The organism is Polaromonas sp. P1_F8, from assembly GCF_056405635.1.
In genome coordinates this window covers 89,573-116,392 of record NZ_JBFUBS010000002.1, presented here as the reverse complement: position 1 = coordinate 116,392, position 26,820 = coordinate 89,573, and the positions used below count along the sequence as shown (strand labels likewise).

27 protein-coding genes are annotated in these 26,820 nt (G+C 61.1%); 18 read left to right on the top strand and 9 right to left on the bottom strand.

Annotation, left to right across the window (positions count from 1 at the left end):
- Positions 1 to 88 precede the first annotated feature (88 nt).
- Positions 89 to 1,402, bottom strand: a complete 1,314-nt coding sequence (gene ugpB / locus AC1D1J_RS09465) for a sn-glycerol-3-phosphate ABC transporter substrate-binding protein UgpB (protein WP_477686044.1) — start codon at positions 1,400 to 1,402, stop codon at positions 89 to 91.
- Between the two features lie 219 nt (positions 1,403 to 1,621).
- Between ugpB and AC1D1J_RS09460 the strand changes: the two genes are divergently transcribed.
- From AC1D1J_RS09460 to AC1D1J_RS09385, 16 genes are all read left to right on the top strand, one after another.
- Positions 1,622 to 5,554 (top strand): DUF3683 domain-containing protein, encoded by a 3,933-nt coding sequence (locus AC1D1J_RS09460; protein ID WP_477686043.1) that lies wholly within the window; start codon positions 1,622 to 1,624, stop codon positions 5,552 to 5,554.
- Between the two features lie 101 nt (positions 5,555 to 5,655).
- Positions 5,656 to 6,069: a gamma-butyrobetaine hydroxylase family protein gene (locus AC1D1J_RS09455; protein ID WP_477686042.1), complete on the top strand. Its 414-nt coding sequence runs from the start codon at positions 5,656 to 5,658 to the stop codon at positions 6,067 to 6,069.
- Between the two features lie 144 nt (positions 6,070 to 6,213).
- Positions 6,214 to 6,945 carry a bifunctional demethylmenaquinone methyltransferase/2-methoxy-6-polyprenyl-1,4-benzoquinol methylase UbiE gene (ubiE, locus tag AC1D1J_RS09450; RefSeq protein WP_457279658.1) on the top strand — a complete coding sequence of 244 codons (732 nt, stop codon included), beginning with the start codon at positions 6,214 to 6,216 and terminating at the stop codon, positions 6,943 to 6,945.
- A 39-nt stretch (positions 6,946 to 6,984) separates the two neighbouring features.
- Positions 6,985 to 7,974 carry a Tim44 domain-containing protein gene (locus tag AC1D1J_RS09445; RefSeq protein ID WP_477694547.1) on the top strand — a complete coding sequence of 330 codons (990 nt, stop codon included), beginning with the start codon at positions 6,985 to 6,987 and terminating at the stop codon, positions 7,972 to 7,974.
- 149 nt (positions 7,975 to 8,123) lie between these two features.
- On the top strand, positions 8,124 to 8,756 hold the full coding sequence (locus AC1D1J_RS09440) for a hypothetical protein (RefSeq protein ID WP_477686039.1): 633 nt from the start codon (positions 8,124 to 8,126) through the stop codon (positions 8,754 to 8,756).
- Entirely contained in the window at positions 8,753 to 10,306 is a 1,554-nt protein-coding gene (gene ubiB, locus AC1D1J_RS09435) for a ubiquinone biosynthesis regulatory protein kinase UbiB (RefSeq protein WP_477694546.1), read from the top strand. Before AC1D1J_RS09440 ends, ubiB begins: the two co-directional genes overlap by 4 nt.
- Positions 10,307 to 10,432: 126 nt before the next feature.
- Positions 10,433 to 10,801: an FmdB family zinc ribbon protein gene (locus AC1D1J_RS09430; protein WP_477694545.1), complete on the top strand. Its 369-nt coding sequence runs from the start codon at positions 10,433 to 10,435 to the stop codon at positions 10,799 to 10,801.
- Positions 10,801 to 11,430 carry a DUF502 domain-containing protein gene (locus tag AC1D1J_RS09425; RefSeq protein WP_477686036.1) on the top strand — a complete coding sequence of 210 codons (630 nt, stop codon included), beginning with the start codon at positions 10,801 to 10,803 and terminating at the stop codon, positions 11,428 to 11,430. Before AC1D1J_RS09430 ends, AC1D1J_RS09425 begins: the two co-directional genes overlap by 1 nt.
- Positions 11,431 to 11,481: 51 nt before the next feature.
- The gene (aspS, locus tag AC1D1J_RS09420; RefSeq protein ID WP_457279652.1) at positions 11,482 to 13,287 is read left to right on the top strand and encodes an aspartate--tRNA ligase; all 1,806 of its coding nucleotides are present in this window, start codon (positions 11,482 to 11,484) and stop codon (positions 13,285 to 13,287) included.
- A 132-nt stretch (positions 13,288 to 13,419) separates the two neighbouring features.
- On the top strand, positions 13,420 to 13,866 hold the full coding sequence (gene nudB, locus AC1D1J_RS09415) for a dihydroneopterin triphosphate diphosphatase (protein ID WP_477686034.1): 447 nt from the start codon (positions 13,420 to 13,422) through the stop codon (positions 13,864 to 13,866).
- A 136-nt stretch (positions 13,867 to 14,002) separates the two neighbouring features.
- Positions 14,003 to 15,229 carry a cardiolipin synthase ClsB gene (clsB, locus tag AC1D1J_RS09410; protein ID WP_477694544.1) on the top strand — a complete coding sequence of 409 codons (1,227 nt, stop codon included), beginning with the start codon at positions 14,003 to 14,005 and terminating at the stop codon, positions 15,227 to 15,229.
- A 140-nt stretch (positions 15,230 to 15,369) separates the two neighbouring features.
- Complete coding sequence (gene folE / locus AC1D1J_RS09405; protein ID WP_477686032.1) at positions 15,370 to 16,092, top strand: GTP cyclohydrolase I; 723 nt, start codon at positions 15,370 to 15,372, stop codon at positions 16,090 to 16,092.
- Between the two features lie 2 nt (positions 16,093 to 16,094).
- The gene (locus tag AC1D1J_RS09400) at positions 16,095 to 16,517 is read left to right on the top strand and encodes a BLUF domain-containing protein (RefSeq protein WP_348045618.1); all 423 of its coding nucleotides are present in this window, start codon (positions 16,095 to 16,097) and stop codon (positions 16,515 to 16,517) included.
- 26 nt (positions 16,518 to 16,543) lie between these two features.
- Positions 16,544 to 17,425, top strand: coding sequence for an EamA family transporter (locus AC1D1J_RS09395; RefSeq protein ID WP_477694543.1), 882 nt, complete (start codon positions 16,544 to 16,546; stop codon positions 17,423 to 17,425).
- Positions 17,426 to 17,444: 19 nt separating this feature from the next.
- On the top strand, positions 17,445 to 18,263 hold the full coding sequence (locus AC1D1J_RS09390) for a DUF429 domain-containing protein (RefSeq protein WP_477694542.1): 819 nt from the start codon (positions 17,445 to 17,447) through the stop codon (positions 18,261 to 18,263).
- A 243-nt stretch (positions 18,264 to 18,506) separates the two neighbouring features.
- Positions 18,507 to 19,034 carry a thermonuclease family protein gene (locus AC1D1J_RS09385; protein WP_477694541.1) on the top strand — a complete coding sequence of 176 codons (528 nt, stop codon included), beginning with the start codon at positions 18,507 to 18,509 and terminating at the stop codon, positions 19,032 to 19,034.
- Positions 19,035 to 19,191: 157 nt separating this feature from the next.
- On the opposite strand, the gene AC1D1J_RS09380 is transcribed toward AC1D1J_RS09385, so the two are convergent.
- The 7 genes from AC1D1J_RS09380 to AC1D1J_RS09350 form a co-directional block, all read right to left on the bottom strand.
- The gene (locus AC1D1J_RS09380) at positions 19,192 to 19,506 is read right to left on the bottom strand and encodes a BON domain-containing protein (RefSeq protein ID WP_457279644.1); all 315 of its coding nucleotides are present in this window, start codon (positions 19,504 to 19,506) and stop codon (positions 19,192 to 19,194) included.
- Between the two features lie 92 nt (positions 19,507 to 19,598).
- A complete protein-coding gene (locus AC1D1J_RS09375; protein ID WP_477686028.1) occupies positions 19,599 to 20,150 on the bottom strand; it encodes a ferritin-like domain-containing protein in 552 nt (183 codons plus the stop codon).
- Complete coding sequence (locus AC1D1J_RS09370) at positions 20,147 to 20,599, bottom strand: hypothetical protein (RefSeq protein WP_477694540.1); 453 nt, start codon at positions 20,597 to 20,599, stop codon at positions 20,147 to 20,149. The genes AC1D1J_RS09375 and AC1D1J_RS09370 overlap by 4 nt, the downstream gene beginning before the upstream one ends.
- A gap of 4 nt (positions 20,600 to 20,603) precedes the next feature.
- Positions 20,604 to 20,969, bottom strand: coding sequence for a hypothetical protein (locus AC1D1J_RS09365; RefSeq protein ID WP_477694539.1), 366 nt, complete (start codon positions 20,967 to 20,969; stop codon positions 20,604 to 20,606).
- A 67-nt stretch (positions 20,970 to 21,036) separates the two neighbouring features.
- Positions 21,037 to 21,420, bottom strand: a complete 384-nt coding sequence (locus AC1D1J_RS09360; RefSeq protein ID WP_477686025.1) for a glycine zipper domain-containing protein — start codon at positions 21,418 to 21,420, stop codon at positions 21,037 to 21,039.
- A gap of 99 nt (positions 21,421 to 21,519) precedes the next feature.
- Positions 21,520 to 21,684 (bottom strand): DUF1328 domain-containing protein, encoded by a 165-nt coding sequence (locus tag AC1D1J_RS09355; protein ID WP_457279639.1) that lies wholly within the window; start codon positions 21,682 to 21,684, stop codon positions 21,520 to 21,522.
- A gap of 259 nt (positions 21,685 to 21,943) precedes the next feature.
- Positions 21,944 to 23,284 carry a sensor histidine kinase gene (locus AC1D1J_RS09350; protein ID WP_457279638.1) on the bottom strand — a complete coding sequence of 447 codons (1,341 nt, stop codon included), beginning with the start codon at positions 23,282 to 23,284 and terminating at the stop codon, positions 21,944 to 21,946.
- 130 nt (positions 23,285 to 23,414) lie between these two features.
- Here AC1D1J_RS09350 and AC1D1J_RS09345 point away from each other — a divergent pair, with 130 nt between their 5' ends.
- On the top strand, positions 23,415 to 24,047 hold the full coding sequence (locus tag AC1D1J_RS09345; RefSeq protein ID WP_007867910.1) for a response regulator: 633 nt from the start codon (positions 23,415 to 23,417) through the stop codon (positions 24,045 to 24,047).
- A gap of 2 nt (positions 24,048 to 24,049) precedes the next feature.
- On the opposite strand, the gene AC1D1J_RS09340 is transcribed toward AC1D1J_RS09345, so the two are convergent.
- The gene (locus AC1D1J_RS09340; RefSeq protein ID WP_477669807.1) at positions 24,050 to 24,430 is read right to left on the bottom strand and encodes a response regulator; all 381 of its coding nucleotides are present in this window, start codon (positions 24,428 to 24,430) and stop codon (positions 24,050 to 24,052) included.
- Between the two features lie 344 nt (positions 24,431 to 24,774).
- Between AC1D1J_RS09340 and AC1D1J_RS09335 the strand changes: the two genes are divergently transcribed.
- A complete protein-coding gene (locus tag AC1D1J_RS09335; protein WP_477694538.1) occupies positions 24,775 to 26,790 on the top strand; it encodes an AsmA family protein in 2,016 nt (671 codons plus the stop codon).
- Positions 26,791 to 26,820: the final 30 nt, after the last annotated feature.

The following is a 26,820-nucleotide window of genomic DNA, read 5'->3' as shown; positions in this document are numbered from 1 at the left end:
AACCCGCCTGGCCTTCCCTGATGAGGGAGAGAGGGCGCAGCGGGCTGAGTTTAGCCCGCCGTGCGGGCCTGCTCTGTCTCTTGGGCGATCAGCCCTTGTTGGCTTTCTGGAAGCGCTCAAGCTGCTCGTTGCCGCGCTTGACGATGGAGCCCAGCGCTTCCTTGGCCGATTTCTTGCCATTCCAGACCTGCTCGAGCTCTTCGTCCTCGATCGCGCGAATCTGCACATAGTTACCCAGACGGATGCCGCGACTCTTGTCCGTGACCTTGCGGATCATCTGCGTGACCGCGACATCGGTGCCCGGGTTCTGTTTGTAGAAGCCGGACTTTTCGGTCAAGTCATACGAGGCCATCGTCACGGGCAGGTAACCGGTGCGCTTGTGGCTGGCCGACTGCACTTCAGGTGTGGAGATGAAGCTGAAGAACTTGGCCACGCCCTTGTATTCCTCCGCTTTCTTGCCCGACATTACCCAGAGGCTGGCGCCGCCGATCACGGTGTTCTGCGGCGCGCCGGGAACGTCCTGGTAGTAAGGTAGAGGGGCCAGGCCGTAGGCGAACTTGGCGTTCTTGGCCACATTGCCGTAAAAGCCCGAAGACGTGTTGATCATGGCGCATTCGCCCGACACGAAGCTGGCTTCCGGTACATTGCCGCGGCCCTTGTAGACAAAGAGGCCCTGCTTGGCCATGTTGGCCAGGTTCTCGATGTGGCGCACATGCAGCGGCGAATCCACCTTCAGGCGCGCATCCAGGCCCTGCAGGCCGTTGGCTTTGGTGGCGAACTCGACGTTGTGCCAGGCCGAGAAACTTTCCACCTGCGTCCAGTTCTGCCAGGCGGTCGTGAAGGGGCACTTGTGACCGGATGCCTTCAGTTTGGCGGCGGCGTTGACGACTTCAGGCCAGGTGACAGGGGCCTTGTCGGTCGGCAGGCCCGCAGCCTTGAACGCGTCCTTGTTGAAATAGAAGATGGTGGTGGAGCTGTTGAACGGAAAGCTCAACATCTGGCCGTTCGGCGCGGTGTAGTAGCCGGCGACAGCGGGTATGTAGGCTTTCGGGTCGAATTTTTCTCCGGCGTCCTGCATGATCTTGCCGACCGGGACGATGGCTCCCTTGCTGGCCTGCATCGTGGCGGTGCCTACTTCAAACACCTGAAGGATATGCGGCGCATTGCCGGCGCGGAAGGCCGCGATGGAGGCCGTCATGGATTCGTCGTACGTGCCCTTGAAGGTGGGTACTACCTTGTATTCCTTCTGGCTCTCATTGAATTGCTTGGCCAGGTCATTGACCCATTCGCCGTTGACGGCCGTCATTGAATGCCACCACTGGATCTCGGTCTGGGCCTGGCTGGCCAGCGGCGCACACAGGCCGAGGGCCGCGAAGGCGAATGCTGAGAGACGGTTTTTCATTAAAACTCCTGGGATTGGACGCGCACCGGGGCGCGCCACGTTAAACGGGACAGTGTAAAAACTGTTTGTGACACGCGATTTAATCGATTTGCGGGCTTCCCGACAAGCGGGATTTCCATAAGGACACATACGACTTCCATGCGCCACGGATAAATGTTGCGCTGCGGTAATATAGGGCAACAGCGCTGGACACGGGTCCGAAGCCGCTGGCTTTTCACGATGAACGCCCCTACTACCCTCCAAGAATTGAACGTCTTTGCCGATGACGCAAAGGCTGGCGAAGCCCGCATCCGCGAGATTCCCTATAACTACACCTCGTTTTCCGACCGCGAGGTGGTCATCCGCCTGCTCGGCGAACGGGCCTGGGACCTGCTGAACCGCCTGCGCGACGAGCGCCGCACCGGCCGCTCCGCGCGCATGCTGTATGAAGTGCTGGGCGATGTCTGGGTCGTGCAGCGCAACCCCTATTTGCAGGACGACCTGCTCGACAACCCCAAGAGGCGCAAGCTGCTGGTTGACGCCTTGCAGCACCGGCTGACTGAAGTCGAAAAACGCCGCACCCCGGATGCAGACCAGCAGCGCGACGCCATTGTGGGCGAACTGCTCGACGCCGCTCGCGGCGCCGTCGCCCGCTTCTACACCTCCTTCAGTGAGATGTACGACCTTCGCCGTCTGACGGAACGCAAGCTGCGCAAACTGACGCTCAAAGACAACATCAAGTTCGACGGCCTCTCGCGGGTGTCACATGTCACCGATGCGACTGACTGGCGTGTCGAATACCCCTTTGTGGTGCTGACGCCCGACACCGAAGTCGAAATGGCCGGCCTGGTCAAGGCCTGTATCGAGCTCGGCCTGACAATCGTGCCGCGCGGCGGCGGAACCGGTTACACCGGCGGGGCGATTCCGTTGACCTGGAAGTCGGCTGTCATCAATACCGAAAAACTCGAAGCCATGACCGAGGTCGAAATGGTTTCGTTGCCCGGCGTTGACAAGCCAGTGGCTACCGTGTGGACTGAAGCCGGCGTGGTCACCCAGCGTGTGGCCGATGCGGCCGAGCGCGGCGGCTTTGTGTTCGCGGTCGACCCGACCTCTGCCGAAGCCTCCTGCATAGGCGGCAACATCGCGATGAACGCGGGCGGCAAGAAGGCCGTGCTGTGGGGCACGGCGCTGGACAACCTGGCTTCGTGGCGCATGGTCACGCCACAGGCCGAGTGGCTGGAAGTCACGCGCGTGGGCCACAACCTCGGCAAGATCCATGATGCCGAGATGGCCAGCTTCGATCTTCAGTATTTCGAAGCCGACGGCAAAACGCCTATCCGCACCGAGCGGCTGGATATTCCCGGCAAGACTTTCCGCAAGGAAGGCTTGGGCAAAGACGTGACAGACAAGTTCCTGAGCGGCTTGCCCGGCATCCAGAAAGAGGGCTGCGACGGCCTCATCACCAGCGCGCGCTGGATCGTGCACCGCATGCCGGCGCACACCCGCACCGTGTGCCTGGAGTTCTTCGGCAATGCCAAGGATGCCGTGCCCAGCATCGTCGAGATCAAGGATTTCATGTTCGCCGAGCAAAAGCGCGGCGGTGCCATCCTCGCGGGGCTGGAGCACCTGGACGACCGCTACCTGAAGGCAGTCGGCTACGCGACCAAATCGAAAAAGCATGGCGGCCTTCCGAAGATGGTGCTGTTTGGCGACATTGCCGGCGACGACGCTGATGTCGTGGCGCGCGCCACGTCGGAAGTCGTGCGCATTGCCAACTCGCGCCACGGCGAAGGCTTTATCGCCATCAGCCCTGACGCCCGCAAGAAATTCTGGCTGGACCGCAAGCGCACCGCCGCGATCTCCAAGCACACCAATGCCTTCAAGATCAATGAAGACGTGGTGATTCCGCTGCCCCGTATGGCCGAATATACCGACGGCATCGAGCAGATCAATATCGAGCTCAGCCTTGCCAACAAGATACGCCTGTGCGACGAGCTGGAGGCATTTTTCCTCAAGGGCAACCTGCCTTTGGGCAAATCGGACGATGCCAACGACATTCCTTCGGCGGAGCTGCTGGAAGACCGGGTAGCCCAGGCGCTGGCGCTGGTGGCTGACGTACGGGCCCGCTGGTCCGGTTGGCTGGCAGGCGTGGCCACCTTGTTCCCGCAACTGCAGGACCACTCGCTGCGCGCCAGCTGGAAAACCGATATCCGCGCCCAGCTCCAGTCGATCTTCTCAGGCGGCGCGTTTTTGCCCATCCTCGAAGAATGCAATGCCATCCACAAGCGTGTGCTCAAGGGGCGTGTCTGGGCGGCGCTGCACATGCACGCCGGCGACGGTAACGTGCACACCAACCTCCCAGTCAACAGCGACGACTACGAGATGCTGCAGACCGCGCATGTGGCGGTGGCGCGCATCATGGTGCTGGCCCGCTCACTGGATGGCGTGATCTCCGGGGAACACGGCATCGGCATCACCAAGCTGGAGTTCCTGACCGACGAAGAGCTGCGGCCCTTTACCGAATACAAGCAAAAAGTCGATCCGGAAGGCCGCTTCAACAAAGGCAAGCTGCTACGAAATCAGGAGCTGCTCGCGCACGGTGGAAGCGGGCTGCAGGCCAAAAACGATGCTAAACCGATCTTGCATGCCGACTTGACCAATGCCTATACCCCCAGCTTCGGCTTGATGGGGCATGAGTCGTTGATCATGCAGCAGTCGGACATCGGCGCCATTGCCGACAGCGTGAAGGATTGCCTGCGTTGCGGCAAGTGCAAACCGGTGTGCGCCACCCATGTGCCGCGCGCCAACCTGCTGTACAGCCCGCGCAACAAGATTCTGGCCACATCGCTGCTGGTCGAGGCTTTTCTGTATGAAGAGCAGACCCGGCGCGGCGTAAGCATCAAGCACTGGGAAGAGTTCGAGGACGTGGCTGACCACTGCACGGTGTGCCACAAGTGCCTGACGCCTTGCCCGGTGGACATCGATTTCGGCGAAGTCTCCATGAACATGCGCAACCTGCTGCGCAAGATGGGGCAGAAGTCCTTTCGGCCCGGCAACGCCGCCGCCATGATCTTCCTGAACGCGACCAATCCGCAAACCATCAAGTTCATGCGCAGTGCCATGGTAGATGTGGGTTTCAAGGCCCAGCGGCTGGCCAATGACCTGCTGCGCCGGCTGGCGCGCAAGCAGACGGCGTTGCCACCGGCCACGGTAGGCAAGTCGCCCGTGAAAGAGCAGGTGATCCACTTCATCAACAAGAAGATGCCGGGTGGCCTGCCCAAAAAGACTGCACGGGCGCTGCTGGACATCGAGGACAAGGACTACGTCCCGATCATTCGCAACCCCAAGAGCACCACGTCGGAAACCGAGGCGGTGTTTTATTTCCCCGGCTGCGGCTCCGAGCGCCTCTTCAGCCAGGTCGGCCTGGCCACGCAAGCCATGCTCTGGCACGCGGGCGTGCAAACTGTGCTGCCGCCGGGCTACCTGTGCTGCGGCTACCCGCAGCGCGGCAGCGGCCAGTTCGACAAGGCCGAGAAAATCATCACCGACAACCGGGTGCTGTTCCACCGCGTGGCCAACACGCTGAACTACCTGGACATCAAGACCGTGGTGGTGAGCTGCGGCACCTGCTACGACCAGTTGCAGGGTTACGAATTCGACAAGATATTCCCGGGCTGCCGCATCATCGACATCCACGAATACCTGCTCGAAAAAGGCATCACCCTGCGCACCGACCAGCCGGGCGCAGGCTACCTCTACCACGACCCCTGCCACAGCCCCATGAAGCTGCAGGAGCCGATGAAGACCGTCAAGGCGCTGCTGGGCGACAACGTGCTCAAAAATGACCGCTGCTGCGGTGAGTCGGGCACGCTGGGCGTTACCCGGCCGGACATTTCCACGCAGATCCGCTTTCGCAAGGAGGAAGAGTTGCGCAAGGGCGAAGCCCAGCTTCGCGAAGCTGGCGCCGTTGCCGAGGCGGGAAACGTGAAGATCCTCACCAGCTGCCCGAGTTGCCTGCAAGGGCTCTCGCGCTACGGCAACGATCTGCAAAACGGCCTGCTCGAGGCGGACTACATCGTGGTGGAAATGGCCAATCAGATCCTCGGCAAGGAGTGGTTGCCCACGTATGTGGAGGCGGCCAACCACGGCGGCATCGAGCGGGTGCTGGTCTAGGGCAGTTTCTGGTTTTGATGTCAACGGGCTTATTGCCAGGAAGCCGAATCCTCACGAAGGCCTGATGCGTCCGGCCTTTTCTTTTCAGAAAGCGATTTCCCATGGCAGGCCTTCAACCCGGTTCACCCACGCCCACCGCACTGACGGTTCACAGCCAGTCGCGCATTCTTGAAATCGCGTTCTCCGACGGCGCCGAATTCAGGATTCCGTTTGAACTCATGCGCGTCTACTCGCCCTCGGCAGAGGTGCAGGGCCATGGCCCAGGCCAGGAAATCCTGCAAACCGGCAAGCGCGAAGTGAATGTGGTTGAGCTCGAGCCTATTGGCAATTACGCGGTCAAGCCCGTGTTTTCCGATGGCCATGAGAGCGGAATCTTCTCGTGGGACTACCTCTACAAACTAGGCACCGATCAGGCCCAGCTATGGGACGAGTACCAGAGGCGCCTGCAGGCGGCCGGTGTTGAGCGCGACGCACCCATGGCCGCCCCCGGCGGCCATGGCTGTGCAAGCCACTGATTCCGCGCGAGCGGTGCGGCGGCGAATACGCATTTCGCGCCACTGTTGTTTTTCCAGCATAAAAGCGGGCAATAAGCCGCAATGCCCCATGTCAGCTCAGGGTTGTCGAGAGCAATTACACCTTTGCCCTCTAGCATTGATGGTATGAGCAGTACCCATTTCGGTTTTGAATCCGTCGACGAGCAGGATAAGGCACGCCGCGTGCGCGGGGTGTTCGATTCCGTCGCGCCCAAATACGACGTGATGAACGACCTGATGTCCATGGGCCTGCACCGCGCCTGGAAGGCCTACACCGTGCTGGTGGCCAACGTCAAAGAAGGCTATCAGGTGCTGGACATCGCCGGTGGCACCGGCGACCTGGCGCTGGCCTTTGCCCCCAAAGTTGGCAGCACCGGGCGTGTTGTCCACACCGACATCAACGAAGCCATGCTGCGCGAAGGTCGCAACCGCCTGCTGGATGCCGGCGTCAGTTTGCCGACCCTGGTGTGCGACGCCGAGCACCTGCCGTTTCCCGATGCGAACTTCGACGTGGTGACCGTCGCCTTCGGCTTGCGCAACATGACGCACAAGGAAGACGCGCTACGCGAAATGAACCGCGTGCTCAAGCCCGGCGGCAAGCTGCTGGTGCTGGAGTTCTCCAAAGTGGCCAAGCCCCTGGAAAAAATTTACGACTGGTATTCCTTCAAAGTGTTGCCGCGGCTCGGCAAGCTGGTGGCCAATGACGATTCAAGCTACCAGTACCTCGCCGAATCAATTCGCATGCACCCCGGCCAGGACGAACTGAAAGCCCTTATGCATAAAAGTGGTTTCGGCCATGTGGACTATCACAACATGACAGGCGGAGTTGTGGCATTGCATGTTGGAATCAAGTGTTGAAAAGTCAAACGGCCTCAAAACCGTGATCAAGGAGACGATATGAAAATCTGGCCGGCAATTTTTTCCGCAGCGCTTGCGTTAACCCTGACTCTGGGGGGAACGGCTGCTGACGCCAAACGACTGGGCGGTGGCTCGTCTTTTGGCAAACAGTCGTCCAACGTGACCAAGCGCGAGGCGGCGCCTGGTGGCACCAATGCCGCCAAACCGGCGGCCCCTGCGGCAACGCCGGCGCCTGTTGCGCCCAAGAAACCCTGGGGCGCCATGCTGGGTGGCCTGGCTGCGGGCCTGGGCCTGGCGTGGCTGGCTTCGTCGCTGGGCCTGGGCGGCGCCTTCGGCCAGATCATCATGTTCGCTTTGCTGGCGCTGGTGGTCATGCTGGTGATCGGCTTCATCATGCGCAAATTCAAGGGCGGAGCGGCTGGTGCGCAAGGTTCTGCGCCCGGGCAGGCGCCTTTTGCCTTCCAGGGTGCGGGCAACGCCACCACCCCCAAGAACTACAGCCCTGAGAACGTCGGCAACGATGCGTCCGCACGACCCTGGGAGCGCAGCAGCATGGCTTTTGATGCCAACAAATACGATGCGGCAGCGCCCGCAGGCGGTTCCATGATCGGCTCGGCCTTGCTGGGTGCGCAGTCCTGGGGCGTCCCGGCTGGTTTTGACGCCGAAGGCTTCCTCAAGGCCAGCAAGGCCAACTTCGTCACGCTGCAGGATGCCTGGGACCGCTCCGACATCCAGAACCTGCGCGCCATGATGACGGACGACATGCTCGAGCAGATCAAGACCCAGCTTGCCGACCGCGAGTCGCACACCGGCGGTGTGGTCAACAAGACCGAGGTCGTGATGCTGGATGCACAGCTGCTCGGCATCGAAGAATTGAGCGACGTCTACATGGCCAGCGTGGAGTTTTCCGGCATGATCCGCGAAGACGCCTCCGCAGGCGCCAGCCCCTTCCGCGAAGTCTGGAACATGACCAAGCCACGCAGCGGCGGCAGCGGCTGGCTTGTGGCTGGCGTACAGGCATTGCAGTAGCCCCCACGGTCGCTCACTGCGTGCAGCTCCCTGCCCCCCGAGGGGGCCGCTGCGCCTGCGGCCCGGCAAAGCCGGTTCCGCGGCCCCGGCTGATAGATAAATAGGGGGCTTAACTTGTCAGGCGTTTTATCCTGCAAAATCGGGGTCGTATGAACACTACGACCCCTTTTTCATTTCTGGAATCCATTGCCACCCGCTTTCAGCCGCCCGCCTGGGTGGTGGATGAGGGGCAGCAACGGCTGGTGCTCTTCCTGAACCATGTCCTGATGCAGGAAAAGCAGGCGCAGGACCGTCTGCTGCGGCAAAAGGGGCGCGTGGTGCATCTGCGCTGGGGCCTGTTTGCGATTGACCTGGTGGTGACACCCGCGGGCCTGGTGGATCGGGCCCAGCCCGCTGCCAAGCCGGACCTGTTGCTGGCTGTGGCTACTGAATCGCCGCTGACCGTGATGCAGTCTGTGCTGGCCGGCAAGCCGCCGCCGGTGAAAATTGAGGGTGATGTGCAGCTGGCCGCCGAACTGGGCTGGCTGGCTGAAAACCTGCGCTGGGATGCCGAAGAGGACCTTTCCCGGCTGATCGGTGATGCTCCTGCGCATGCAGTGGCCGATGCCGGCCGGCGAATCTTTGCCGGGCTCAAGCAATTTTTGGCAAGTACACCTCTTGCGTCGGTTCCTCCTTCGTCCGCGGCAGCAACCTCCGGCGCCCAACCTTCTGAAACGGCGCCCAAGGCGGGTCCTTCTGCGGCAGGCGGCGATGCCGAGCCAGTGAAAGCACCTGCTGCATGAGTCGCCTCTTCAGAGGTGTTTTTATTGTCTGGACCGTGCTCCGGTTTGGCCTGGATGAGCTGGTGCTCTCCAGTTTCGAGCGTCCCTGGATCCGTTTGCTGACCCGCATCGTTTCGCTGGGCCGCAACCTGAAGGCGCCGCGCGGCGAGCGCCTGCGCGAAGCGCTTGAAAGCCTGGGCCCCATCTTTGTCAAGTTCGGCCAGGTCATGTCTACCCGGCGCGACCTGCTTCCGCCCGACATCGCCGACGAGCTTGCGCGCCTGCAGGACCGGGTGCCGCCTTTTGAGTCCGCCGTCGCCGTCGCCATCATCGAAAAAGCCTTTGGCCGGCCGCTGGACCGCATCTTTGCAAGCTTCGAACAAATCCCCGTAGCCAGCGCCTCGATTGCCCAAGTGCACTTCGCCATCTTGCCAAATGGCCGCGAAGTGGCCGTCAAGGTGCTTCGGCCCAATATGCTGCCTGCCATTGAGAAAGACCTGGCGCTGATGCACATGATGGCGGGCTGGGTGGAGGGCGCTTCTGCCGACGGCAAGCGCCTCAAGCCCCGCGAGGTGGTGGCCGAGTTTGACAAATACCTGCACGACGAGCTGGACCTTCTGCGTGAGGCGGCCAACGCGGCCCAGCTGCGCCGCAACATGCAGAACCTTGACCTGGTGATGATCCCCGAAATGGTCTGGGACTTCTGCATGCCCGACGTCATGGTGATGGAGCGCATGAAAGGCGTTCCGATCAGCCAGGCCCAGCGCCTGCGCGATGCCGGTGTCGACATGAAAAAACTGGCGCGCGACGGCGTTACCATTTTTTTCACCCAGGTGTTCCGCGACGGCTTCTTCCATGCCGACATGCATCCCGGCAATATCCAGGTCAGTCTGGCGCCGGAAACATTCGGTCGCTACATCTCGCTGGATTTCGGAATCGTGGGCACCCTGACCGAGGTCGACAAGGAATACCTCGCGCAGAATTTCAGCGCGTTTTTTCAGCGCGACTACAAACGGGTGGCCGAGTTGCATCTCGAATCTGGCTGGGTTCCGCCCGAGACGCGGGTGGACGAGCTGGAAGCCGCCATTCGCGCTTGCTGCGAACCCTACTTCGACCGGCCTCTGAGGGAAATCTCGCTGGGCCTGGTGCTGATGCGTCTGTTTCAGACCTCGCGCCGTTTCCATGTCGAAATTCAGCCCCAGCTGGTGCTGCTGCAAAAGACCCTGTTGAACATCGAGGGCCTGGGCCGCGAGCTGGACCCTGACCTGGATCTCTGGAGCACCGCCAAGCCCTTTCTCGAGAAATGGATGCTCGAGCAGGTGGGACCGGAAAAACTGCTGGCGCAACTCAAGGCGGAGGCGCCTGCTTATGCCAAGCTGCTACCCGGTTTGCCGCGCCTGTTGTCCCAGTACCTGAAATCACCCCCCGGAATCAACCGGCGCGAGCTTGAGGAACTGCTGTATGAGCAAAAGCGCACCAACAAACTGCTGCAAAGCCTGATTTATGGCGGTTTGGGCTTTGTGTTGGGGCTGATTGCCATGCAGTTTGTCCTGCGGGTACGGGTGTTTTAGGGCCGGCCGGGGAAGGTCTCAACGGCCTATAATTGAAGGCTTTGCATCTGGGAGCCTTTTCCAGGCAAATTCCCCGGGATATTCCCGGGAATACCCCGGGGACAGCCCCTCAAAGCCTTAAGCACTATGCCAATCTACGCCTATAAATGCGAGTCCTGTGGGCATGCCAAGGACGTTCTGCAAAAAATCTCCGATGCGCCCCTCTCGGTGTGTCCGCAATGCGGCGAACCCGCATTCAAAAAGCAGGTCACGGCCGCAGGTTTCCAGCTCAAGGGCTCAGGCTGGTACGTGACGGACTTCCGCGGCGGCAACAGCACGGGTGTGCCCGCGCCCAAGACTGACGGCGGCGAAGCCGGCACTGCCAGCGGCAACGGGGCGGACAGCAAGCCGGCCGATTCCGGTGCAGCCGCACCGGCAAGTACCGCAGCAGCTCCCGCGCCGGCCGCGCCCGCCAAGGCTTCGGCCAGCGACTCCTCTTCCAAGACTTCTTCGTGATGGCTTCGATCCGCCGATGGCTTCTGGCCGGACTGTTGGTGCTGGTGCCCCTGGCCATCACGCTGTGGGTGCTCGACTGGATTGTCGGCACGCTGGACCAGACGCTGCTGATTCTTCCTGGCTCCTGGCATCCCGACAAGCTGCTGGGTTTTCATATCCCCGGTTTCGGCGTGTTGCTGACGCTGCTGATCGTGCTGCTGATGGGCGCGGTCGCCAGCAATTTCTTCGGTAAAAAACTGGTCCGCTGGGGCAACTCGTTCCTGAGCCGCATTCCCATCGTCCGCTCCATCTATTCCAGCGTAAAGCAGGTCTCCGATACGGTGTTTTCGGAAAACGGCAATGCCTTTCGCAAGGCCTTGTTGGTGCAGTGGCCGCGTGAAGGTGTCTGGACCATCGGTTTTCTGACGGGACTGCCCGGCGGCGATGTGGTCAATCACCTGCAGGGCGACTACCTGAGTGTTTATGTACCCACCACGCCCAATCCCACCGGTGGCTATTTTGTGATGCTCAAAAGAAGCGACTGCATTGAGCTCCAGATGAGCGTCGATGAGGCTTTGACCTACGTGATTTCCATGGGCGTCGTGGTGCCCTCCAAACCTGTACCGCGGCCGCTGACCCCTCCCCTTTAAACGGCGAAAATTGCAACACTGCGCGCGAGGCGCTGAAAGTCCGAGATTTTTATGGCTATCGTTTCCCAAATGCGTTCGAACTATTGCGGTCTGGTGACCGAGGCCTTGCTGGGCCAAACCGTGAGCCTGTGCGGCTGGGTCAATCGCCGTCGCGACCATGGCGGGGTGATTTTCATCGACCTGCGCGACCGCGAAGGCTATGTCCAGGTCGTCTGCGACCCGGACCGCGCCGACATGTTTAAAACCGCCGAAGGCGTGCGTAACGAATTCTGCGTGCAGGTCAAAGGCGTGGTGCGGGCCCGCCCTGAAGGCACGACCAACGACAACCTCAAAAGCGGCAAGGTCGAGGTGCTGTGCCACGAACTGATCGTGCTGAACCCGAGCGTGACGCCGCCGTTCCAGCTTGACGACGACAACCTGTCGGAGACGACGCGCCTCACGCATCGCGTGCTGGATTTGCGCCGCCCCTACATGCAGAACAACCTCATGCTGCGTTACCGCGTGGCCATGGAAACGCGTAAGTTCCTCGACGCCAACGGCTTCATCGACATCGAAACCCCGATGCTGACCAAGAGCACGCCCGAAGGCGCGCGCGACTACCTGGTGCCCAGCCGCGTCAACGAAGGCATGTTCTTCGCGTTGCCGCAAAGCCCCCAGCTGTTCAAGCAGCTGCTCATGGTGGCCGGTTTTGACCGCTACTACCAGATCACCAAGTGCTTCCGCGACGAAGATCTGCGCGCCGACCGCCAGCCCGAATTCACGCAGATCGATATCGAGACGTCCTTCATGGGCGAGCAGGACATCCGTGACCTGTTCCAGGGCATGATCAGCAACATTTTCAAGACCGTGCTCAACACCGACCTGGGCGAATTTCCGGTGATGGCCTACAGCGAAGCCATGCATCGCTTCGGTTCCGACAAGCCTGATTTGCGTGTGAACCTGGAGTTCACGGAACTCACCGAAGTCATGGCGACGGTGGACTTCAAGGTTTTCAGCACGCCGGCCACCACTGCCGGCGGCCGTGTGGTTGCCCTGCGCGTTCCCGGCGGGTCCGAAATGAGCCGCGGCGAGATCGACGGCTACACCGAGTTCGTCAAGATCTACGGTGCCAAGGGCCTGGCCTGGATCAAGGTCAATGACATCACCAAGGGCCGTGACGGCCTGCAAAGCCCCATCGTCAAGAACATCCATGACGCGGCGATTGCGGAAATCCTCAAGCGCACCGGGGCCCAGAACGGCGACATCCTTTTCTTCGGCGCCGACAAGGCCAAGGTCGTCAACGACAGCATTGGCGCGTTGCGCCTCAAAGTCGGTCACAGTGAGTTCGGCAAGAAAACCGGCCTCTTCACCAAAGGCTGGAAGCCGCTGTGGGTGGTTGATTTTCCGATGTTCGAATTTGACGAGGAAGGCCAGCGCTGGAGCGCGGTGCACCACCCGTTCACCGCACCCAAGGACGGACACGAAGACTGGATGGACACCGACCCGGGCCGCTGTATTGCCAAAGCGTATGACATGGTGCTCAATGGCTGGGAGTTGGGCGGCGGTTCGGTCCGTATCCACCAGGCGGACGTGCAGAGCAAGGTGTTCAATGCCCTGAAGATCGGCCCGGAGGAAGCGCAGCAGAAGTTCGGCTTCCTGCTGGACGCGTTGCAGTACGGCGCACCGCCCCACGGCGGCCTGGCCTTCGGCCTGGATCGCATCGTCACCATGATGACCGGCGCCGACTCGATCCGCGACGTGATCGCATTTCCCAAAACCCAGCGCGCGCAGGATCTGCTCACGCACGCGCCCAGCCCTGTCGACGAGAAACAACTGCGCGAACTGCATATTCGCCTGCGCAACCCACAGCCAGTTTAATGTGGCCCCCACGGTCGCTCGCTGCGCGTAGCTTCCTGCCCCCCGAGGGGGCGCTCTTTTCCTTGGGGCGGCCCGGCGGAAAAGCCTGTCGCTCACAAGCAAGCGCACGCATCTGAGTGACGAGGGGACAGCTTGAAAGCCTTCAAGATCCCCGAATCCGTGCTGGTCGTCATTCACACACCGCAGCTGGACGTGCTGCTGATCGAGCGCGCCGACAACCCGGGCTTCTGGCAGAGCATCACAGGCTCCAAAGATATGGCGGGCGAGCCCTTGCTGCAGACCGCGGTGCGCGAGGTGCTGGAAGAGACCGGCATCGCAGCCGCGCCCGGCCAGTTTCGCGACTGGGGCCTGTCCAACGTCTACGAAATTTATCCAGTCTGGCGCGCCAGGTATGCGCCCGGCATCACCCACAACACCGAACATGTCTTCAGCCTGTGCTTGCCCCAGGCGTGCGATGTAAAGCTCAGCCCCAGGGAGCACGTTGCCTGGCAATGGCTGCCGCACTACGCCGCCGCCGACCTGTGCTTTTCCCCTTCGAATGCGGAAGCGGTGCTCCTCCTGCCGAAATTCCTGGCTTGAGCGGTGAGCGCAGGGCAGAGGCGCAACACTTTGTGAGTTTGGCGTTCCACTGGATTGGCAAACATCGGCCAGTCGGTTCAAATGGAATGGACCTTCCCGCCAACTCTCCATACTTCCAGGAAAAAAGCCGCTGGCCATGTTTCCACTCCACAAGTCCGGTGCGTTGCAGTTGCTCCAGGGCGGCCGGGATTTTTTCCCCGCACTCGTCAAGGCCCTGGACGCGGCGCAGACCTGGATTCAGCTGGAAACCTATATTTTTGATTTCAACGGCGCCGGCGCGGATGTCGCTGAAGCCCTGGTTCGCGCGGCCCTGCGCGGCGTCACAGTGCAGGTGCTGGTCGACGGCATAGGCACCGGCCCCCTTCCGGCCGAGTGGCGCGAAAAATTCGCGGCGTCGAAAGTCGACTGGTGCGTGTACTCGCCCCTGGGGACGGGCCTGAGCCGCCTGGGCCTGCTGTTGCCCGAGCGCTGGCGCAGGCTGCACCGCAAGCTCTGCGTGGTGGACCAGCACACGGTGTTTTGCGGCGGCATCAATGTGCTCGATGATTTCTACGATCCCAACCACGGGGAGCTCCAGACTCCGCGCGTCGATTTCGCCGTGGCTGCCACCGGCCCGCTGGCGGAGGAGGCCGCCGATGCCATGGCGCTGCTGTGGTGGCGTGTGCAGGCTGGCTACAGTGCGCGGCAGCGTCACATGGCCGCCGCATGGGAGAACTTCAGGGCAGCGGGCTATGGCGGGCGTACCGGCACCACATCGCTCGCGGTGGGTAACGGGTCTGGCGTTGCCGGCCCCAAGGCAGCGCTGATCCTGCGCGACAACCTGCGCAATCGCAGCAGCATCGAGCGCGCCTACCGCAGGGCCATCGGCAAGGCGCACCGGGAAATCATCATTGCCAACGCCTATTTCCTGCCGGGCGGCAAGCTGCGGCGCGCCCTCATCGGGGCGGCCAAACGCGGTGTGCGTGTCACCTTGCTGCTGCAGGGGCGCTACGAGTACTTCATGCAATACCATGCCGCCCGGCCCGTCTACGGTGCCCTGCTGGAAGCCGGCGTGGAAATCCATGAATACGAGGCCGGTTTCCTGCACGCCAAGGTGGCCGTGGTGGACGGGCATTGGGCCACCGTGGGCTCCTCCAACCTGGATCCCCTGAGCCTGCTGCTGGCCCGCGAGGCCAATGTGGTGGTCGAGGACAAGGCCTTTGCCGAAAGCCTGGCGGGTATTCTGCGCGAGGCCATGGCGAAACAGGGGCGGCGCATGGAGCCGGCCGACCACAGCCATCGCCCCTTTGGCCAGCGGCTGCGGGGCTGGATAGCCTATGCCCTGGTGCGGCTGGCGCTGCTGGTGGCAGGCCAGCGTTATTGATGCGTCTTGTGCCAGCCTGGCCTTCATGTCATTAGCTATGAATTTGATAGCTGCTTGCGCTCATGAGGAAAGGGCTGGAGGCCAAAAACCTTATCAAATTCCGGACAAGACGGTTTAGGGGCGGGCTGGTAATATCTGGCATGCTTATGAAATCCGATACGCCCCCCCAGGACGCGACCGACGAGGGCACGCCCGTCTCCGTCAAGATCCGCGAACGCCTGGCCCAGGCACGCAAGCGCTTTCACGCCAACGACAACATCGCCAAGTTCATTGAACCGGGCGAGCTCGAAAAGCTGCTGGACGAAGTCGAAGTCAAGATGCAAGGCGTGCTCGACAGCCTGGTGATCGACACCGCCGGCGACCACAACACCCACAACACCGCGCGCCGCGTGGCCAAGATGTACCTCAACGAGGTATTCAAGGGCCGCTATGTAGCGCCTCCCACCATCACCGAATTCCCTAACGCCGAGCACCTCAACGAGTTGATGATCGTCGGGCCCATCACGGTTCGCAGTGCCTGCTCCCATCATTTCTGCCCGGTCATCGGCAAGATCTGGATCGGCGTGCTGCCCAACGAGCACACCAACGTGATCGGCCTCTCAAAATACGCGCGCCTGGCCGAATGGGTCATGGGCCGCCCGCAGATCCAGGAAGAAGCGGTGGTGCAACTGGCCGACCTCATCATGGAAAAAACCCAGCCCGACGGCCTGGCCATCGTGATGGAGGCCAGCCACTACTGCATGGCCTGGCGCGGCGTCAAAGACATGGACAGCAAGATGATCAACTCGGTGATGCGCGGCGTCTTCCTGAAGGATTCGACATTGCGCCGCGAATTCCTCGCTTTGATCCCGCAGAAAGGCTAACCATGCTCGTCCGTTTACTTTACGCAAGCCGCGCGGTCGACACCAGCCCCGAGGCCATCGAGGGCATCCTCTCGCAGTCGCGCCAGCACAACCCCTCGTCCGGCATCACCGGCATTCTCTGCTACGGCGGCGGCATCTTTTTGCAGGCCATCGAAGGCGGCCGCATGGCGGTCAGCGAACTGTTCGGCCACATCCAGCAAGATGCCCGCCACAAGGACGTGATCCTCCTGCACTTCGAGGAAATCTCCGAGCGGCGCTTCGGTGGCTGGACCATGGGCCAGGTCAACCTGTCCAAGCTCAACCATTCCATCCTGCTCAAGTACTCCGAAAAAGCCGAACTCGATCCTTATTCGGTGTCGGGCAAGGTCTCGTTCGCGCTGCTCGAAGACCTGATGGCCACCGCCTCCATCTGCGGCAGGGTTTGAGGCCTGCGCACCGCCAGGCCTGACGCGTGTCTCCAGGCGCCCTGGCCCTCGTACTCCTCGCCGGACTGATTCACGCCAGCTGGAACATCGCCGCCAAGAAGGCCGGCGGTGATGCCCGCTTTGCCGCTTTTACCGGCCTGGTGCTGCTGGTGGCGTGGGCGCCGCTGGGCATCTGGTTCGGCATTGCCGAGTTGCCGCGCTGGGGTTGGGCTGAATGGCTGCTGCTGTGTGCCAGTGCCTTGCTGCACACCATCTATTACATCGTCCTGCTGCGCGGCTACCGCAAGGCGGACCTCACCGTGGTCTATCCGCTGGCGCGGGGCTCGGGGCCGCTGCTGTCGTCGCTGGCCGCCATCGTGCTGCTGGGCGAGCAGATTTCCGCGCTGGGTCTGGCCGGTATCGCGGGTGTCGTGGGCGGCGTGTTTCTGGTCGCCGGCGGGCCGGGCTTGTGGCGCGCCTCGCACGACCCGGCGCAGCGCCAGCGGGTGCGCAAGGGCATGGTCTATGGCTTGTTGAGCGGCGCCTTTATCGCCAGCTACACCGTCGTCGATGGCTATGCGGTCAAGATTCTGCTGATGTCGCCGATCCTGGTGGATTACATGGGCTGCCTGCTGCGCATGCTGGTGCTGGCGCCCGCTTTGCTGCGCGACCCCGCTGCGGCCAGGGTGTTGTGGAAGCAGCAATGGAAGTACGCGGTGTTTGTCGGCGTCGTCAGCCCCGTGTCCTATGTGCTGGTGCTGTACGCCATGCAGACCGCGCCGCTGTCGCATGTGGCGCCTGCGCGCGAGGTGTCCATGTTGTTTGCCGCGCTGATAGGCGGCCACCTGCTGGGCGAGGGCGACCGTGCTTTACGCCTGATCGGCGCCGCCTGCATTGCGGCGGGTGTGATGGCGCTGGCGCTGGGCTGATGCCGTGATTGAGGCCGCGATGACAGTGCCCTTGCTGCTTGGCTGCGATTTCTCCAGCAGCCCGACGAAGAAAAAACCCATTGTTTTAGCCCTTGGGGCCATGTCTCATGGGCGCTGCGTGCTATCAAAAATAGAGCGGCTGGAGTCCCTGGCGGCGTTCGGGCACTGGCTGCAGCAGCCCCAGCCCTGGCTGGGCGCGTTTGATTTTCCATTTGGCCTGCCGCGTGAACTGGTGGCGCATCTGGGCTGGCCGCTGCAGTGGGAAGCCTGCATGCGCCACTATGCTGCCTTGAGCCGCGAAGACATCCGGAGCACCTTTGCCGCCTTCTGCAACGCGCGGCCAGTGGGCGGCAAGTTTGCCCATCGTGCCGCCGACGGCCCGGCCGGCTCCAGCCCCTCGATGAAATGGGTCAACCCACCCGTGGCCTACATGCTGCACGCCGGTGTGCCGCGTTTGCTCGCGGCGGGTGTGCACTTGCCCGGCCTGCATGACGGCGACACCCAACGTGTGGCGCTCGAAGCTTACCCGGGCCTGCTGGCGCGCGAGGTGCTGGGCAGCCGTTCTTACAAAAGCGACGACAAAGCCAGGCAGACGCCCGAGCGGCTGATCGCACGCAAAGACCTGATCACCGCGCTGGAGAACGGCCAAACGCGTCTGGGGCTGCGCCTCAAGGTCAGCCACGCGCAGCGCGACCTGCTCGCCGACGACGCCAGCGGCGACAGCCTGGACGCCGTGCTGTGCCTGATGCAGGCGGCCTGGGCGGCGCAGCAGGGCGCTCCCCGCTACGGCTTGCCGGTGGAAATGGACACGCTGGAAGGATGGATCGTTACAGCGTGATCGGGGGCGAGAACGAGGCTGTTTATTTGTACAGTACATTCAGGGCTTCCCCCGCTTCTCTTTTGTTCTCTGAAAACTCATGCTCCTCCGGTCTCTGCGCACATCCCGGCCTTGATGGCTTTATTGCGCGCTGGCGACGACAGCAGGGAAACGAAGCAGCCGATCTTCAATGTTCATCAAGATTTCTGCCTTCAGGTCAATATTGACGGGCGCAAGCAGCTATCAATTTGGTAGCAAATTAACGTGACAAAAAATTCCGTAGTCAAGGCCGTGGGCGTGTTCTTTCTGGTGGCGCTCATGCATGGGAGCGTGCCGGCGCGCACAGCCTCGCCTCCCATCGCGGCCTGGCCCGGGATCGTCACCTATGTGGTTGATGGCGACACCGTCCGGGTGCGCCCGGTAGCGGGGGGTAAACCGGTCAGCATTCGCATTCAGGGTATTGACGCGCCGGAAATCTGCCAGCCGGGCGGAGCCCTCGCGCGCGATGCGCTGATGCGCCGGCTTCTGGGCAAGCGTGTGGCGGTGCATGGCCAATACCACGACGACTACGGCCGCCTCCTGGCCAGGGTGGTGTTCAGCGGAGAAGATGCCGGCAAATGGATGGTCACAAACGGTATGGCCTGGTCCTACCGCAGCCGCGGCAATGCAGGTCCCTATGCCCGGGCGGAAAAACGTGCCCAGGCCGCAAAGCTGGGACTGTTTGCATCGACAAAAGGCGCGCCGCCTGTTTATCCGGCGCTGTACCGCAAGCAGCATGGAAGTTGCCACTGAAAACACCCGGGCCTGGGATCTGCAAAAACTGCAGGATCCAGGCGCTGCGGTGACCGCATCGCTGCCCGGTCACAACGAAAAAAGCAGGCACAGATTATCTGTAGCCTGCTTTTTTTAGCCACCTGCGCGGTGGCCCGGCCTGTTCAGCCGCTTACGCTCAAGGACGAACGACGATGTCGTTACGCACACCCTTGACGTTCTTCACATTGCGGGCAATGTTTTCGGCCTGGGCTTTTTCAGCGCTGGACTTGGCAAAGCCGGACAGCTGAACCGTGCCATTGAGCGTTTCCACCTTGATGGAGGACGCCGCAACAGTTTTGTCCTCGATGAACTTGGCCTTGACGGACGTGGTGATGGCAGCATCATCAACATAGGCGCCAGCAGTCTCCTGTCCACGCCCAACGGCGCAGCCGCTGCCGATGATGGTGATGCCTGCCAGTGCGGCGAATGCAATTGCGCGAGCGTATTTCATATTGTTTTCCTCTAAGTTGGTTTAATCGTCTGGTGCATGGTTAAAAAGGCCTGTCGACTGGCGGCACCACGCCGGCCGACCTGCGGTAATCGTTATTTCTCCAGCCAGTCCTTGAGCTCGTCGGCATGCTCTTCCTCATCGGCAAGAACATCTTCGAGGAGGCGGCGTGTCGTGGGGTCCTTGTCACCGATCAGCGCAATCATCTGGCGATAGGTTTCAACCGCGATGCGTTCGGCGATCAGGTTGACCCGCACCATGGTTTTGAGGTCACTGGATTCGTCGTAATCCGCATGGCTGCGCTGCAGCAGTGTGGCCGGCGAAAAGTCCGGCTCGCCGCCCAGCTGCACAATGCGCCGGGCAATGCGGTCCGCATGTCCGGATTCTTCATTGGCGTGGACCAGGAACTCGTCGGCAATGGGCGGCGACGACACACCGCTGGCCGTGAAGTAGTGCCGCTTGTAGCGCAATACGCAAACCAGTTCTGTTGCCAATGCGTCATTCAGCAGCTTGACGATTGCATCGCGGTGCGGCCCGTAGGCCGGCGTAATTGCGCCGTCGTTGAGGCTGTTCCGGGCTGCGTTCAGCCCTGTTTCATCAAGCGTCAGCTCGTCGGGAGCGGTGCGGGAAAGCGTGGAGGTGTTCATCGTGTGTAGGGTGTTTTTTCAGGCTTGTGCGGCGCGCCAGACAGCATGGACAGCAAGGTGCCCGGGAGTTCGGACGTCTTGAGGGCGGCCAGCAGCAAGCCGCCAAGTGATACCAGTCGCCAGGGCCGCAGCACGACCGCCGCGGCGCCTGCCGCGGCTGCAATACCCAATAGCTGCAACGGCTTTTCTTCGGCGTACCTGTCAATCATCGGCCGGGCAATGTCAACTGCCACGCTCACCGGGTGATGCCGCCACCAGCTCCCCAAAGCATGTTTGAGAACGCCCCAGGTTCCGCGGTCGAGAAAGTGCGCCGGATCATCCTCCGGGCCGGTCTCTGCATTGCCCGGGTTTTCTTCATGGTCCAGCTTTTCCCGGCTCATGTGCCGGACAATGGCCTTGCGGCTGCTGGCCAGCCTTTCCTGCGGCGTTGGGGCGGTGAGGGTGGACATCGGTTCAGGCGGCCATGCGCAATGCGCGCGCGTCGCTGTCAATCTGGGCTTTCAACTCGGGAAAGCGTTCATTCGCGAAAGGTTTTCTCGCGCGCAATGCGGCCCCGATGGCGATGGCCAGTGCAATGCCCGGAACCGCCACCAGTGCCCAGTGAAACTGGTTGTGAAGCGTCCCCAGCATGACCGCTGTTCCTGCGAGCCCCAAAAATACGGCGGCCGCCAGTACCGCAATCACCCACGCCACAGCCCGTGCAACCAGCTCGGCACCCGCATCGGAAGCCTCTTCATGAAAGAGCGCCGCGTAAGCAGAGACATGGTCCATGACGAGGTCAGGCCGCTGCACGATGGTGGAGAACAGGGGGTGAAGCATTGGTGGGGCGAATCTGCGTGCAGTGGTAGTAGTCGATACAGGGGAAAGGCGGATGGGAGCCTGGCGATCAGTAGCGGTTATGGTTGCGATGGCGTGCAGACGACACCAGCAGCGCGATGCCGGCGCCGACGGCGGCGGCAATCAGCACCGAACGCAGGGGTTGCTCGGCAACATAACGGGTGGTTGCACCTGCGGCATTGGACAGCGACTGCTGTGCGCGATGCTTGGCTTCAGAGGCAATATCGAGGCTCTGACGGGCAAGGTGCTGGGCCTTGGATGCCAGCATGTCAACGACGGGGTCCACACTGCCGCGCAGTTCGCGCACTTTGGTTTCGGCTTTGTCGAATGCCTCGTTGGCATAGCTGCGGGTGGAGTCAACGGCTTTTTCTGCGTTCTGCAGCAACTCATCCGAGCTTTGGCGGGCGGTCTTGGTGGCGGTTTGGGTGTTCATGTCAGGTCCTTGGTGAGTTGAGTGAATGACGATGGAGATGCAAGGAGAGAGCGCGCCGCTCGCCCGTAAAAAGCGTTCGGCACTCCCGGAATGGCTGGATCAATTCTTTCGGAGCAAGCTGATGACAAAGCTCACGATGGCCATGACGGCGAAGATGAAAAAGAGGATCTTGGCGATCTCGACGGCACCTGCAGCGATGCCACCAAAACCGAACACGGCAGCGATCAGCGCGATGATCAGAAAAACGACGGAGTAGTGCAGCATCTCGGTCTCCTTGCTTGTTTAAAGGGGTGGTGCTTCTTTTGAAACGCCTTCAGCAAGGTTAATGAGTGCCTTCAATTTCCTTCATCGGCTGCCAGCGTGTGCCCCTGTCAGTTCGAGCGGCCACGCCCTGTAGGAGGTGGCCGACATTTTGTTACGCTGGCAGCGCAGCGCGTGCCTCGAAAAGCCGAGAGATGTTGAGCCCTTTGGCGGGCAGCGCGCAGCAGCAGGTGACCTGCCCCGCGCCGCGTTCAGAGACCGGTCAAAGTGTTTTGGGCAGCACTGCTGAGATGCGCGTGCCATCGCCTTCGGTGCTGGACACCGTCAGCCGTCCGCCTGCGGCTTCGACGCGATGGCGCATGCCGGCAAGGCCATGGCTTCCCGGGCCCACGCTCTCAAGCTTGAAGCCTTTGCCGTTGTCTTTGACTTCCACCGTGATGTAGCTGTCGAAGTTGTGAAGGCTGATCTCGGCTTGCCTGGCTTCTGCGTATTTGCCGATGTTTGTCAGTGACTCCTGCACCAGCCGGTAGATGGTCAGCTGCGCCGAGCCGCCGAGTTCCACAGGCTCCAGATCGGTGGTGATGGAGAGTCCGGAGCGTTCTTCAAACTCGCGTGCGAGGATCTCGAGAGAGGCGACCAGGCCCAGGTGCGACAGGGAGGACGGCCGGAGGTCTTCCACAATGCGGCGTTTCAGCGCAATGCCGCTGTTAAGTGTGTTGGTCAGGTGTGTCAACCGCTCAGCCGCTTCCGGCAGATTGCCTGCCAGGCGGGATTTCAATCGGGCCACATCCAGTTTCGCGGCGGTCAAAAGCGCACCCAATTCGTCATGCAGTTCACGCGCCAGGTGACCCCGTTCGTCTTCGCGCACATTTTGCAGGTGGGTAGCCAGCTCGGCCAGGTTGGCGGTTCTTTCACGTACCTGTATTTCGAGGAAGTCGCGCTCGCGTTGCAGGGATTCCTGCTCGCGCCGGCCGGAAGCAAGCAGCGCTTTGGTTTGAAGGAGGTACATATAAAAAGCCAGCAAGCCCGCCAAAGCCATGGCCGCAATGCCGATGCGGGAGAGCTCCAGCGCCTTCTTGATCTGAACCTGCCCCTGCTCCATTTTGCTGACGCTGTTGGAGGCCAGTTTCGCGGACTGCGCGCGAATCGCCTCCATATGCTCTTTTCCGACGTCCGTGGTCAGGACAAATTTCCAGGCGTCCTCGTTGCCTTCCTTGCGCATGCGCACGCTCAGGTCCATTTCGGCCAGCTTGCGCGAAACATGCCTGGACATGACCCCGAACTCTGCAAGTTGATCCTGGTAAGGGGTGAACAGCCGGCGCAAGGCATCCAGGTTCTGGTCGATATCGGCCAGGGCGGAGTTGTAGGGCTCGAGATATCGAACGTCGCCGGTCAGCAGGTAGCCGCGCTGCCCGGTTTCCGCGTCCAGCATGTGCTGCATCAACCGGTTGATGGCGCCGCGGGTTTGCTGAGCCTCTTCAATACTGGCCGCCGCCTCCGTGGATTTCTGAAAGCTTGCCTCGTTAATGAAGATGAGAATGGCGGCAGCCAGCACCGCCAGGGGCAGGCTGATGGCCATTTTTGGGATCGCAAATCGTTTCACGGCAAACTCCGTTCAGTCATTTGGTGAAAATTTCGTCAATAATGAACACTGAAAACCAATGCGGATGTCCTGCAGGCCATCTTTTTCATTGCGTTGCCCGCTTGCGCAGACCTTATAGAAAGACAGCGACATGATCAAAATTGGAATTGTGGACGACCATGCCATTGTGCGTTCCGGACTCAAACAGTTTTTTTCCGACCAGGTAGACCTGCGCGTCGTGGGGGAGGCCGGCAGTGGCCGCGAGGCAATTGATCTGGTGCGTAACGTTGAGCTGGATATTCTGGTCATGGACTTGTCCATGCCTGGGCAAAGCGGCATCGATGCCCTGGCCATGATTCGCGCCAAGGCGCCCGATGTCGGCATCCTCATTCTGAGCGGCTATCCTGAAGAGCACTATGCAGTCAACCTGATTCGCCAGGGCGCCAGCGGCTATCTGAACAAGGAATGCGATCCATCCGAGATTGTGGATGCGATCCGCGTGATTTCGCTTGGAAAACGCTACATTACCCCGGCGGTGGCAGAGCTCCTTGCGCAGCAACTGAACCGGCCTAACGACGTGGCTTCCCACGAACAATTGTCCGAGCGGGAGTTCCAGGTTTTTCTCAAGCTGGCCAAGGGTGAAACCGCTGGCGACATCGCCAAGGCGCTTTCGCTGAGCGTGAAAACCGTGAGCACCTACAGGACGCGTGTCATGGAAAAAATGAGCCTGTCGTCCAACAGCGACCTGACCTATTACGCGCTCAAGAACAAGCTGATTGATTGAGTTCAATCTGAAATGGTGCTCTGCTGGATGCAATAGTCCACCAGGGCATCGATTTCGTTGGACTTGTCAAAAACGGCATCAACACCGAGCTGGGCACATCTCTGGCGGATGTCTGCAGTGGCGTAATTGCTGAGGACGACGACTTTTTGCGTGGCGGGGCGGTCACGGCAGGCAGCCAGCACACCCAAACCGCTTCCCTGTTTCAGAAACAGGTCAACAATCGCCAAATCCCAATCGCCGCTGTTCTCGACAAGCCAGGCCTTGCCTTCGTTTTCAGTTTCGGCCGTGCCTACCGCGTCAATGCCTGCCAATTCCTCAAGCGTCCCGATCAGATTCTCTCGAATGGTGGGATTGTCTTCTACGATGTACGTTTTCAGTCTCACTGCTCGGGTCCAGGTGGGAAGGCGACGTGCTTCTCGGAAATATTACAAAAGGCTCAAGAACGCGGTGTCCTTGTTTCCTAATGTATCTTTTTATTGTGGCCCATTCTGCCAGTGACCAAGGGCAGTGCCTGTAGGAGGTTTCCTACGACCCGCTCGAAAAAACTGTAGGCACATGCCCACAGCGTCTTATGGCGCTTGCCGACTGTCCTGTGGGGTGAGCTGACGCACATTGGATTCACTGTAGTTCAACGCGCTTGTAAGGGTGATGGACATTGTGGGCAGCCGCGCATTGTTGGCCATTACAGACTGCCCTTGCAATGGTTTGAACGATTCCTCCCCAGCACATGAACAACGTCTTGTCCTCATCGCCTCTTCTGCGTAGAACACTCATCGGCATTGCCGTATTGGCGGTGGTTCTGGTGCTGGTTGCGGTGTTTTTCCCTTGGGACATGCTTCGTGGTCCGATCAATCGTCACGTATCCGAGCAGCTCGGAAGGCGTTTTGAAATTACCCGGCACCTGTCGGTGCAGCTCGGACGTACCGCCACGGTCAAGGCCGACGGGGTGGAAATCGCCAACCCCGAATGGGCCAGCAAACCTTATCTGATGACGGCAACCGCCGCAGAATTTGATATCCGGTTGTTGCCGCTTCTTTTTGGCCGGGTAGAGTTGCCCCGGATTGTGTTGACCGAGCCGCAAATAGGGCTCCAAATAGAGCCCGACGGCCGCCGGACCTGGGCCTTGTCGCGGGATACCTCCGACGAAGGATCCGTTCCGCGAATCGACGCTCTGCTCATCGACCGCGGCACGGTTGACTACCAGGCAGCAGCGCAAGGCGCCAATATCCATGTTCAGTTCTCACTGGCACAAGAAGCAAATAAGCAGTTGCCCCTGAGCTACAAGGCCACCGGCAAATGGAAAAACGAGTCCTTCAATGCGACCGGCCGCACCGGCGGGGTACTCCAGCTGAGTAAAGACCTCGAAGCGCCGTTCCCGGTAGAAGTGAACGCTGTAGCCGGCAAGACCAGCCTCAAGGCCAAAGGCTCGGTATCCAATCTCGCAGAACTGGCCGGCATCGACGCGACCTTCGACCTGCAGGGACGCAACCTGGAAGAACTCTACAAGCTGGTGGGCGTTGTGCTGCCTTCAACACCGCCCTACAAAGTCCGGGGCAAACTGGCCAGGCATGGCAAGGTGTGGGCCGCCACCCAGATGCAGGGCGTTCTGGGAAGTTCGGATATCAATGGGGCGCTCAGTTTTGACCAGTCCGCCGCCGTGCCGCTTCTGACCGGCAAGGTTCAGTCCAGGCTGCTTGATTTTGCCGACCTCGCGCCCGTGATCGGCCTGGCTCCATCAGGGAAGGCCACGCCTGCCAGTGCCGACACACCCGTCGCCAGGACTGACAGCGATTCGGTGGTGGCGGCGCCGGGCAGAAAGGCGGTGCCCGCTGCACGCAAGGTTCTGCCTGTCGCAACGCTTGATGTGACGCGGCTGCAGGCGATGAACGCCGATGTGATTTATTCTGCGGCTGATATACGGCATGTGAAAGTGCTGCCGCTCGACAAGGGCAGCGTTCATGTGCAGTTGAAAGCCGGTATTTTGCAACTCGAACCGATCTCGCTGGGCATTGCAGGCGGTACGGTGGCAGGGAGTATCCGCATCGACTCCAACCCTGTGCCCGCGGTTTTCACGACACGACTGGACCTGCGGTCTGTGCAGCTCAATCAGCTCTTTCCTGCCGTTGAAACGACCAGGAGCAGCCTGGGCAAGGTCAGCGGCCAGCTGGACCTGAAAGGGCGCGGAAATTCACTGGCACAGATGCTGGGATCGGCATCCGGCGACGTCGCCGTGTTGATGGGCAAGGGGGAGATCAGCAATATCCTGCTCGAATTTATGGGCCTGGACGGCGGAGAGGTGATCAAGTTCCTGGTTCGTGGTGACCGCAATGTGCAGTTGCGTTGCGCTGCTGCGGCTTTTGAAGTGAACAAAGGCCTGATGACCACCAAAACGATTGTGCTGGATACGGCAGATACGGTCATCAACGGCCGCGGCACGATCAACCTCGCCGATGAGACCTTGGACCTTGTCCTGGATCCGGCGCCCAAAGACCGCAGCATACTGAGCTTGCGGTCCCCCCTGAAGATTGGCGGTACCTTCGCCTCCCCATCGGCTGGCCCTGACAAGGGAGCCCTCGCGGGACGTGCAGCCGTTGCCATCGGACTGGGTGTGATCAATCCCTTGCTGGCATTGGCTGCTACCATTGAAACCGGACCGGGCCAGGATGAAAACTGTGCAGCGATTCTTGCGAAGGCCGCAGCGTCTGCTGCCGGTTCGCGGATGCCGGCATCGGCCACCAGATAAGTTTTCCCGCGGCCTTTCGGCCGGATTCTT

Excerpts from the sequence above, each read along its gene's own strand:
- ugpB (WP_477686044.1), bottom strand. The coding sequence starts at position 1,402 with ATGAAAAACCGTCTCTCAGCATTCGCCTTCGCGGCCCTCGGCCTGTGT.
- AC1D1J_RS09460 (WP_477686043.1), top strand. The coding sequence starts at position 1,622 with ATGAACGCCCCTACTACCCTCCAAGAATTGAACGTCTTTGCCGATGAC.
- AC1D1J_RS09455 (WP_477686042.1), top strand. The coding sequence starts at position 5,656 with ATGGCAGGCCTTCAACCCGGTTCACCCACGCCCACCGCACTGACGGTT.
- ubiE (WP_457279658.1), top strand. The coding sequence starts at position 6,214 with ATGAGCAGTACCCATTTCGGTTTTGAATCCGTCGACGAGCAGGATAAG.
- AC1D1J_RS09445 (WP_477694547.1), top strand. The coding sequence starts at position 6,985 with ATGAAAATCTGGCCGGCAATTTTTTCCGCAGCGCTTGCGTTAACCCTG.
- AC1D1J_RS09440 (WP_477686039.1), top strand. The coding sequence starts at position 8,124 with ATGAACACTACGACCCCTTTTTCATTTCTGGAATCCATTGCCACCCGC.
- ubiB (WP_477694546.1), top strand. The coding sequence starts at position 8,753 with ATGAGTCGCCTCTTCAGAGGTGTTTTTATTGTCTGGACCGTGCTCCGG.
- AC1D1J_RS09430 (WP_477694545.1), top strand. The coding sequence starts at position 10,433 with ATGCCAATCTACGCCTATAAATGCGAGTCCTGTGGGCATGCCAAGGAC.
- AC1D1J_RS09425 (WP_477686036.1), top strand. The coding sequence starts at position 10,801 with ATGGCTTCGATCCGCCGATGGCTTCTGGCCGGACTGTTGGTGCTGGTG.
- aspS (WP_457279652.1), top strand. The coding sequence starts at position 11,482 with ATGGCTATCGTTTCCCAAATGCGTTCGAACTATTGCGGTCTGGTGACC.
- clsB (WP_477694544.1), top strand. The coding sequence starts at position 14,003 with ATGTTTCCACTCCACAAGTCCGGTGCGTTGCAGTTGCTCCAGGGCGGC.
- folE (WP_477686032.1), top strand. The coding sequence starts at position 15,370 with ATGCTTATGAAATCCGATACGCCCCCCCAGGACGCGACCGACGAGGGC.
- AC1D1J_RS09400 (WP_348045618.1), top strand. The coding sequence starts at position 16,095 with ATGCTCGTCCGTTTACTTTACGCAAGCCGCGCGGTCGACACCAGCCCC.
- AC1D1J_RS09390 (WP_477694542.1), top strand. The coding sequence starts at position 17,445 with ATGACAGTGCCCTTGCTGCTTGGCTGCGATTTCTCCAGCAGCCCGACG.
- AC1D1J_RS09380 (WP_457279644.1), bottom strand. The coding sequence starts at position 19,506 with ATGAAATACGCTCGCGCAATTGCATTCGCCGCACTGGCAGGCATCACC.
- AC1D1J_RS09375 (WP_477686028.1), bottom strand. The coding sequence starts at position 20,150 with ATGAACACCTCCACGCTTTCCCGCACCGCTCCCGACGAGCTGACGCTT.
- AC1D1J_RS09370 (WP_477694540.1), bottom strand. The coding sequence starts at position 20,599 with ATGTCCACCCTCACCGCCCCAACGCCGCAGGAAAGGCTGGCCAGCAGC.
- AC1D1J_RS09365 (WP_477694539.1), bottom strand. The coding sequence starts at position 20,969 with ATGCTTCACCCCCTGTTCTCCACCATCGTGCAGCGGCCTGACCTCGTC.
- AC1D1J_RS09360 (WP_477686025.1), bottom strand. The coding sequence starts at position 21,420 with ATGAACACCCAAACCGCCACCAAGACCGCCCGCCAAAGCTCGGATGAG.
- AC1D1J_RS09355 (WP_457279639.1), bottom strand. The coding sequence starts at position 21,684 with ATGCTGCACTACTCCGTCGTTTTTCTGATCATCGCGCTGATCGCTGCC.
- AC1D1J_RS09345 (WP_007867910.1), top strand. The coding sequence starts at position 23,415 with ATGATCAAAATTGGAATTGTGGACGACCATGCCATTGTGCGTTCCGGA.
- AC1D1J_RS09335 (WP_477694538.1), top strand. The coding sequence starts at position 24,775 with ATGAACAACGTCTTGTCCTCATCGCCTCTTCTGCGTAGAACACTCATC.